An 8,665-nucleotide genomic window follows, 5' to 3' on the forward strand; every position below is an offset into this window, starting at 1 on the left:
TCAATAATCTATTTGATAATATTTTCTTTTACGCCATACAAAATGCTGCCGGTAGTGTGACCTGTTCTTTTTTTGTTTTGCTGTTGACGGGGCAATATAATGATAAGCCGGCCTCCATTGCTGGCTTGTAAATTCTGCCGAATGGTCTTCATAAACAGTAAAGCAATAATATTTTGCTCCGCTGTTTGATAAATAATTTTCATTCGACCAGGTATAATCTGCGCTGATCTCCACATCGGCCACCGGATATTTCTCCACAAACCAGATTATATAATTCAATTCCTGTTTATGATTCCCGGCATCCGGCTCATAAATTTTAGTGGATGCGTTTCTGAAATCATAAGAGTTGCCACTTGAAGCGGCATAACTGTAAATTTTCGTGTTCAGTGGCTGATCAACTATTACAGTTACTGTTCCTGAATTCTTAGAAAAGGAATAGGACGAAACACGATATGAAACATGTGCAAAAATGGAATCAACATTGCGATCCGTCACAATTATTTTTCCTTTACCGCAATTGTCCATCCACTTCAACGAATCGCTCGTTCGTGAAACAATCGTGTAAGTAAATTGCGGTTTTCCATTGGCAAATGTCAGCCCGGTTGTTTTTGCAGAATCGGTCATAAGTTTCCGGAGAAACTTCAACGAATCCGGCAATGATAAATAAACAGTCGTGAGAATTTCCTGGATGGAGTCAATATAAGTTACCGGGATCTGGTACGATTTTCTCCAATACGTTTTAGGATTAAACCAGGGAACATTGCCATTTAAATCGGTCTGTTGGGCAATGTACCATGCCGGGCGATAGAGCAATTGTTTGATACTGTCGCGCACGAGATTATTTTTATTGTAATTTGAATCGTAAGCTTTAAGAAATATTCCATTGTCATATTCCCTGTCAATTAATAAAACTCCGGAAGTATCCCATTCTTTGTAACGGCCATCGCGGTAAGAAATGTATTCTCCCTTGCGGTCCGGCCACTGTTCGTTGGTTTCTTTCTGCAATTTTCCAGTCGGATACCAATAGCGCGAGGGTTGATTTAATTTATCGAGCGGTTTGTAATATTTTATTTTTCCATCCGGATAAAATTCAGCAACAGATGTATCGCCGGCTAAAAAATCGGATTGTACTTTTTGTAATTGTCCGTTCCGATAATAGTCCTGAATTATGCCCGAATACTCCGATGATTTATTGAGCAGAGCCGCATCGTGAATAATTTGATTTCCATTATGAAATTCTCCAAGGTAAGTTTCCTCAATCTTCCCATCCGGATAATAAGTGCGCGAAGAATCGAGTATCGAAGAATATCCGAGCACATGTTCGAATAGCGGATTATTAGTAAACCATTCTTCCAGTAGAACATGACCCAAAGTATCATAATAAATCCAGTGGCCTGCTTGTTCGCCATGATTATGATAGCCCTCGCTTATTGGAATTTCATTTCTGTAATTTGCTTCATAATTATAGCCCTGCTGAGCGCCGAATTCGTCAGTGGAATCCTGTAAAAATAATTTACCATCCGTAAAAAAATCTTTTTCAGCAGTACGATCTCCGTTTTTGTAGATATAATAGTAGTTGATCTTTCCCTCGCTGTAGAAGTACAAACCGTCATTCACACCAACATAACTTTTACTATCGCATCCGCATTCCTGAATGTAGCGGTTAATACAACCCGGAATGATATAATTATTTTCCTGTGTCAGCGTTCGGGTCGAATCGAATACCTGCTGCCTCATTCTCCATTCGTTATTTTTCCTGTAAATGATCTGCGTTTGAAGAAACACAACACCTGTAAATGGATTATTGTTATCGATTTTCTTCCAGTCGCGCCGGATTGAAGTATCTATTGCAATTACCGAATCTTTTTCAACGAGATGAAAATGGTACCGTTCGTAACCATTATCCTGGTAGAATAAAGTTATTTTTCCATTCACCAGTTCATAGTATTCCCCGTTATATCCTTTTGCTTTTCCGGAATAAAGTTTTTTTGCGAGATAATATTTTTCCTGGATCGCGTAAAGAATATTGGTGGGGCCATAATAAGTCATTGCTGATTTTGGAGCGCCGTATCGTTCCGGTTTCAGATCAAAAATGGAAATGGTATCCGATTGCGAATAAAGCAAATCAGGAATTGAAATAAAAAAAGCAAGAATGAACAGGGTTAACCGCATTTGGATATATAACGGTGGAGTTGAATAAAGTTACAATAGGAGTACTAAATACGAAAATTTACTAAAAGTTACGAAATACAAATGAATTCAAATTTTATTCTCTAAACGAAGCTTCATTCGCCATGACAGACGCACTTTCGTAACTTTTCGTTTTCTTTTCGTTGTTCGTACTCCCTTTTTAGCCATTCATCAGTTTTCCATTTCCATTCAGCATACATTCCATTTTTCAGAGGAGAAATTGTGTAAACTTGCCTGCCCGCCGAAATAATACCAATGATGGCGGGCGATCTCAAAATTCTCCTTATGAAAAAATATCTTCTTTTCTCCTTTCTCATTATTTCATCCTCTATTCTCGACGCACAGTTTGTCGGCAACGGATCTTTCGACGGATCGAAACGCACTTATCTTGATGATGGTGCCTGGGCGCCGCGCGAACATAACGTGGATTTCATTCACATGTCGCTCGAAATTTCTTTCGACACGAAAGCAGGAAAAGTGAATGGAAAAGTTACGCATCGCTTTTCTCCATTGCAAAAAAATGTCGATTCGGTTTGGGTGGATGGGCCGGGAATAAAAATTCTTGATGCTTCTGTCAATGGAAAAACGGTTTCCTTCAGAACAGAAGAGCAGGGCACCTGGATAAAAATGGAAAAAACACATCAGCCACTCGAGACCGATTCGATGACTTTGGTTTATGAATGCACTCCGCGTCATGGACTTTATTTTGTGGGATGGAATGATCCTGCAGGAATTTGCAGAAAACAGATCTGGTCGCAGGGACAGGGAATTGATAATAGAAACTGGATTCCATTCTATGATGAGATGAATGACAAGATCACGACGGATATGATGGTGACGTTTGATAAAGATTACAAAGTTTTGTCGAACGGAAATAAAATTTCGGAAAAAGAAAATAAAGACGGAACAAAAACATGGCATTATCAATTGACAAAACCATTTGCTCCCTATCTCGTGATGCTCGGCATTGGAATTTATGATATCAAAGAAACGCATTCGAAATCGGGAGTGCCTATGTATTTATATTATTATCCCGATTGGAAAGATCGCGTGGAAGTAACGTACCAGCACGCCGAAGAGATGATCGACTTTTATGAAAATGAAATTGGTGTGAAATATCCGTGGCCTTCCTATTCGCAGATTCCCGTGCAGGAATTTATGTACGGCGCAATGGAAAATGTTACGGCAACAGTTTACGGCGATTTTCTTTTCGTGGATGCGCGCAGCGATCTCGACCGCGGGTACATGAGCGTGAATGCGCACGAACTTGCACACCAGTGGTTCGGCGATTATGTAACGGCAAGAAGCGATGCGCATCACTGGCTGCAGGAAAGTTTTGCAACATATTACGATGCGCTGTTCGAAAAAAATCTTCTTGGTGAAGATCATTTCAAATGGGGGATGAAAGGAAACCAGGACGCGGCTCTTTCTGAAGGAGAAAAAAATGATCTGCCCATCGCGCATAGCCAGGCAGGCAGCGCACGGCATTATCCGAAAGGCGCATTCGTTTTGAATATGCTGAAGTATGTTGTTGGCGGAAGAGAAATTTACAATCGCGCCATAAAAAATTATCTTGAAAAACATGCGTATGGAAATGTGACTTCCGATGATCTGCTTGAATCATTTGAAGAAACTTCAGGAATGAATCTTCATTGGTTCTGGGATGAATGGGTTTATCGCGGCGGAGAACCGGAATACAATGTGAATGCAGAGGATCTCAACGAGAATGGAAAACGCTTTACAAGATTTACTGTGGAACAGGTGCAGCATGAAAATGAGGTGACCGGACTTTTTAAAATGCCAATTTGGTTTGAAGTGCATTATTCGGATGGTACGATGGATCATGTGATGAAATGGATCAACGAAAAAACGCAGATAATCGATCTTGCAAACGCTTCAGGAAAAACAATTTCGTATGTGCTATTCGATCCGAATAATGAAGTGCTGAAAAAAGTTCATTTCAAAAAATCGTTTGAGTGGTTGAAGAACCAGGCAGCTTCTGCTGCTAATATGCTCGATCGGTATGACGCGCTTGTGGCAATGAGAACAATTCCGGTGGAACAGAAACGCGAATTTCTAAGTACGATCTATTCAAAGGAAACTTTTTTCGCAACAAAGTCAGAAATTGTTTCTCAACTTATCAATGATCCGAATGAGATCAGCGCGAATATTATCAAGTCGGCCGTGAACGATAAAGATGTGCAGATGCACAAGGCCGTCATTAACAGTACGAATATGATCCGGAAGGATATGGTTTCTATTTACAAGCAACTGCTCACTTCGCCGTCTTATGAAGTAGTGATGAATGCGCTTGATAAACTTAGTTTCCAGTATCCCGACAATACGATTGAATATCTTGAATTGACAAAAGGTGTGATCGGCACTGCGGGAAGGAACGTGGAAGTAAAATGGCTGGAGATAAAAGCAAAAATGGGTGGGATGGATAAAGATGCTATAGATAAATTGGTTTCTTACACGGGCGAGTCGTACGAGTTCCGCACGCGTGTGAATGCGGCGCAGGCGCTCAAACGATTGGATTATTTCGATCCCACGATGATGAAAAATCTCATCAACGCTTCGTTCAGTGCTAATACGCGCCTTGCAAATCCATGTGAAGAGGTGCTGACGACTTTCTACAATCAGGATCGTTTCCGGAAAATGATATGGGATTATGTGTCAGCAACGGCGTGGAATGACTGGCAACGGGAGATACTGATGAATGTGATGAAATAAGGTGTGTTTTCTGTTAGCGGTTTTCTGTTTTCAGTTGTCACCGGGAAAGATTTGATAAATGCGAAAACTGACGATACCGGGCTGAGAACGTTTTAAAGCATATCAGGAGTTCTTGCTTTTTTGTTTTCTTAATTGTTGCTCAATATATTTTTCCGAGGTAATTAGAGCACGTTGAATTCTGCTTGCGTAGTGAATGCTGTCCAGAATCTCTTTTTGCTTTTGACTGATAATTTTGTTTTGAATTTCCATTTTTCGTTTGTTTTTCCGGACTTGGTAATAACTGTAAAGGATGGCAATAAGAGCCAAACCAAAGACTATTGAGAAAATCAAATAGAGAAGATTCTTTTGCTTTTCGGATTTCAGTTTTACACTGTTCAATTTTGCTTCTGTTTCGGCTTTTTCGAGATTGACAATTCTGAAGATATTTGCATTCTGATTTTTTACATAATCAATAGTGGAGCTATCTTCAGGGAAGGATTCCGTTGTTGGTACTTCCCTCATTTTTCTTGCCACTGAATCAAAAACGTTCTTTCTCTTTGTGATGAAATTTCCGAGTGAATCAAAATCATACATGGGACCTTCCTCGAAACCCTCTTTCATAAATACTATATGTGAAATTATTCCATTGGTGTAGTAATAGGTTTGTGTACCTATTCGCTTTCCGTTAACGTCATAATTAAACTCCTGCCTTTTCACTCCATTCGGCCAATAGAGAACATAGTTTCCGACCCACCGCCTGTTGTACCAATGTCCGGCCTCAGAGAGATTACCTTCCTTATTGAACAACATTGCAAATCCAAAAGCTTCGCCATCTTTAAAATAAATTTTGCTTTTTAATTTTCCATTTGGATAAAATTTGTTTTGTAGTCCATCCTTAATTTGAAGCGTATCTTGCGAATGTGCTGAAACAAAAAGAAAAAGAGAAAAAGTTATTATTTTTACTGGTATCATTTTTTTATTCTGGAAAATCGGAGGTTACGATGTTTAAATATAGCAATTCATTGTACTGATAACCGAAAACTGACAACTGAAAACTGTTTACCTTTAACCCATGTCAAAAGTTTTCATCATTGCTGAAGCGGGAGTGAATCACAATGGAAGTTTAGTGGCCGCTATGCATCTTGTAGATAAAGCGGTGGAGATAGGCGCCGATTGTATAAAATTCCAGACGTTCAAAGCAGAACAGATCGTTACCGCACATTCTCCCAAAGCAGATTACCAGTTAAAAGTCACCGATAAAAAAGAGTCGCAGTTCGAGATGCTGAAAAAACTTGAACTCAACCGCGATGCATTTAAGGCGTTAAAAGAATATTGCGATAAGAGAAAAATAAAATTCCTCTCGACTCCTTATAATCCGGAAGATGCCGATCTGCTGAATTCGATCGGGGTAGATGGATTTAAAATCGCCTCAGGGCAATTAGTGGAAACTTATTTTCTTAAGTACGTGGCGAAATTCGGAAAGCAGATGATCATTTCTACCGGCATGGGAAATATGGAGGAGGTGAAAAGCGCGGTCGATGCAATTCATTCTACCGGCAACAAAGACCTGGTTGTGCTACAATGCAACACCGATTATCCTTCTAAGATCAGTGATTCTAATCTGCGTGCTATGCTCACCATGCGCGATGAATTGAAAGTGCGCGTTGGTTATTCCGACCACGTTCCGGAAAATTATGCCTGCTTTGCCGCTGTTACGTTGGGAGCGGAAGTGATCGAGAAACATTTTACACTCGATAAAACTTTGCCGGGGCCTGACCATTCTTCTTCGCTTGAGCCCGAAGAATTCCGTGAACTCATCAAAGGTGTACGCAGCATTGAACTTTCTCTTGGCGACGGAATAAAAAAACCATCGGAAGCAGAAATAAAAAATACGTTCGGAATGCGGAGGAGTCTTGTCGCAAGAACCGATCTGGGAAAAGGAACGATCTTAAAAGCGGAACATATCGGTTTTAAAAGGCCGGCGAACGGATTATCTCCCGCATTATTTGAAAAGGTGATCGGCAAAGAATTATTGACCGATCTTAAAAAAGATGATCCTTTTACCAAAACCTCTGTTCTCCTATGACAGATTCAAAATTTAAGATTGATACCTTTTGTTCCTGCACCTGATTTTTCGGCGATGAAAATTTTGAATTATGGAATTCATCTGCATCAATAATAAGAATCTTTATTACCTCGAAGCTTTTGTAAAGAAGGCAGGCGATTCCCTGAAAACATTCCGCTACTTCGACAAACGGCCATTTTCCATTGTGAAAGATCACATCTGCACCTGGGTGATAGAAGAAAAGAATGAAGTGTTGGCCTATGGTCATCTGGATAAGGAAAATGAAACAGTATGGCTGGGCATCGCAGTTGCGGATCACGCGCGCGGAAAAGGCCTCGGAAAAAAAATGATGCAGCGGTTGATGGAGTCTGCTGCCGGTTGCGGAATTCAGAAAATAAAATTGTCGGTCGATCATGTGAATGAAGCAGCAATTAAACTGTATGAGTGTTTTGGTTTTCATCTTGCAGAGAAAAAGGAAACGTTCGGTTTTTACGAATGGAATGCGGCCCCATTTGAAAAAATAGTGATCAGCACCCTTGCATTTACCGGAATGAAAGCGGAAGAGATCATCAAGGTTGCGTTAGAACACAACTTTGCGCTGGAGTTCTCTTCCGGAATGTACTATCGGGCCGATATGGAAAAAATATTTCTCGAAGCGCCGGTGAAAAGATTTGTCCATAATTATTTTCCACCTCCCGAAATCCCTTTCGTGCTGAATCTCGCCAGTGCCAATGAAGAAATAAGAAAAAGATCGGTGGAGCATTGCGTAAATGGAATAAAATTAAATTACGCGGCAGGCGCTTCTTTTTTTTCTGCTCACGCCGGATTCTGCATCGACCCAAAGCCATCGGAACTGGGGAAGGAACTTTCTAAAGTAAAGTCGTTCGATCGCGCGAAGCATTGGAAAATATTTCTTGAAAGTATCCGCGAAGTTCTTGAAAGGGCCAAAGATCTTCCCACCGGTTTTTTATTGGAGAATAATGTACTTGCAAAAATGAATTTGTATCCCGATGGATCGAATCCATTGCTGAACGTGCGCGCCGCAGAAATGAACCTGATGCTTGAAGAAATAAATGATCCGCGTATCGGGAACCTTGTGGACACGGCTCATTTAAAAGTTTCTTCGGCCACCCTCCATTTTGATCTTGTTTCAGAAATGAATTCAATTTCCGGTGTACGCTGTATTCATCACAGTGACAATGACGGATGGAAAGACGATAATCAACCATTTGGAAAAAATTATTGGTTTTTACCATTGATGAAAAACTATCGGCACGCAATTCATGTGCTTGAAGTGAGAAAGCAAAGTGTGGAAGAATTGAAGAAGATGGAGAAGATGTTGTGAAATAATTTGTAAATTTATTTCCTGAGTAAGTTCATTGACATCTTGGTTCTCTCTTTGAAGTTTTACCTTTTTTTGAAAATTTCTCTTTGTGGTGATTTCAGTATAGTGATGCAGGACAAGTGCACCGTTGTGGTTTGATTTCAAAGAGGGATAAAAAACTTTGAACCAGTCAAACCCAATAAAATCAATAAGGTTGTGGTTTGATTTCAAAGAGGGATAAAAAACTTTTTCCCATACCCAAACATTGCGCTGTTTACCGTTGTGGTTTGATTTCAAAGAGGGATAAAAAACTTTACAGAAAAGGAAAACACACCGTCACCATTGGTTGTGGTTTGATTTCAGATCGGAAGAGC

At 40.2% G+C, this 8,665-nt stretch carries 5 protein-coding genes; 3 read left to right on the forward strand and 2 right to left on the reverse strand.

What is annotated here, in order from left to right; genetic code table 11:
- A complete protein-coding gene (locus HY064_00685; protein ID MBI3509149.1) occupies positions 1–2,172 on the reverse strand; it encodes a hypothetical protein in 2,172 nt (723 codons plus the stop codon).
- 303 nt (positions 2,173–2,475) lie between these two features.
- Between HY064_00685 and HY064_00690 the strand changes: the two genes are divergently transcribed.
- On the forward strand, positions 2,476–4,923 hold the full coding sequence (locus HY064_00690; GenBank protein ID MBI3509150.1) for a M1 family metallopeptidase: 2,448 nt from the start codon (positions 2,476–2,478) through the stop codon (positions 4,921–4,923).
- A gap of 102 nt (positions 4,924–5,025) precedes the next feature.
- Here the strand turns inward: HY064_00690 and HY064_00695 are convergent, their stop codons facing one another.
- On the reverse strand, positions 5,026–5,874 hold the full coding sequence (locus tag HY064_00695) for a hypothetical protein (GenBank protein MBI3509151.1): 849 nt from the start codon (positions 5,872–5,874) through the stop codon (positions 5,026–5,028).
- Positions 5,875–5,974: 100 nt separating this feature from the next.
- Between HY064_00695 and neuB the strand changes: the two genes are divergently transcribed.
- Together neuB and HY064_00705 are read left to right on the forward strand one after the other, a co-directional pair.
- Positions 5,975–6,988 (forward strand): N-acetylneuraminate synthase, encoded by a 1,014-nt coding sequence (gene neuB, locus HY064_00700; protein ID MBI3509152.1) that lies wholly within the window; start codon positions 5,975–5,977, stop codon positions 6,986–6,988.
- A 70-nt stretch (positions 6,989–7,058) separates the two neighbouring features.
- Positions 7,059–8,312: a GNAT family N-acetyltransferase gene (locus HY064_00705; protein ID MBI3509153.1), complete on the forward strand. Its 1,254-nt coding sequence runs from the start codon at positions 7,059–7,061 to the stop codon at positions 8,310–8,312.
- Positions 8,313–8,665: the final 353 nt, after the last annotated feature.

This window comes from Bacteroidota bacterium (genome assembly GCA_016194975.1).
GTDB lineage: Bacteria > Bacteroidota > Bacteroidia > Palsa-965 > Palsa-965.

Bases quoted from the DNA above. Each gene is read 5' to 3' on its own strand.
- HY064_00690 (MBI3509150.1), top strand. From the start codon at position 2,476: ATGAAAAAATATCTTCTTTTCTCCTTTCTCATTATTTCATCCTCTATT.
- HY064_00695 (MBI3509151.1), bottom strand. From the start codon at position 5,874: ATGATACCAGTAAAAATAATAACTTTTTCTCTTTTTCTTTTTGTTTCA.
- neuB (MBI3509152.1), top strand. From the start codon at position 5,975: ATGTCAAAAGTTTTCATCATTGCTGAAGCGGGAGTGAATCACAATGGA.
- HY064_00685 (MBI3509149.1), bottom strand. From the start codon at position 2,172: ATGCGGTTAACCCTGTTCATTCTTGCTTTTTTTATTTCAATTCCTGAT.
- HY064_00705 (MBI3509153.1), top strand. From the start codon at position 7,059: ATGGAATTCATCTGCATCAATAATAAGAATCTTTATTACCTCGAAGCT.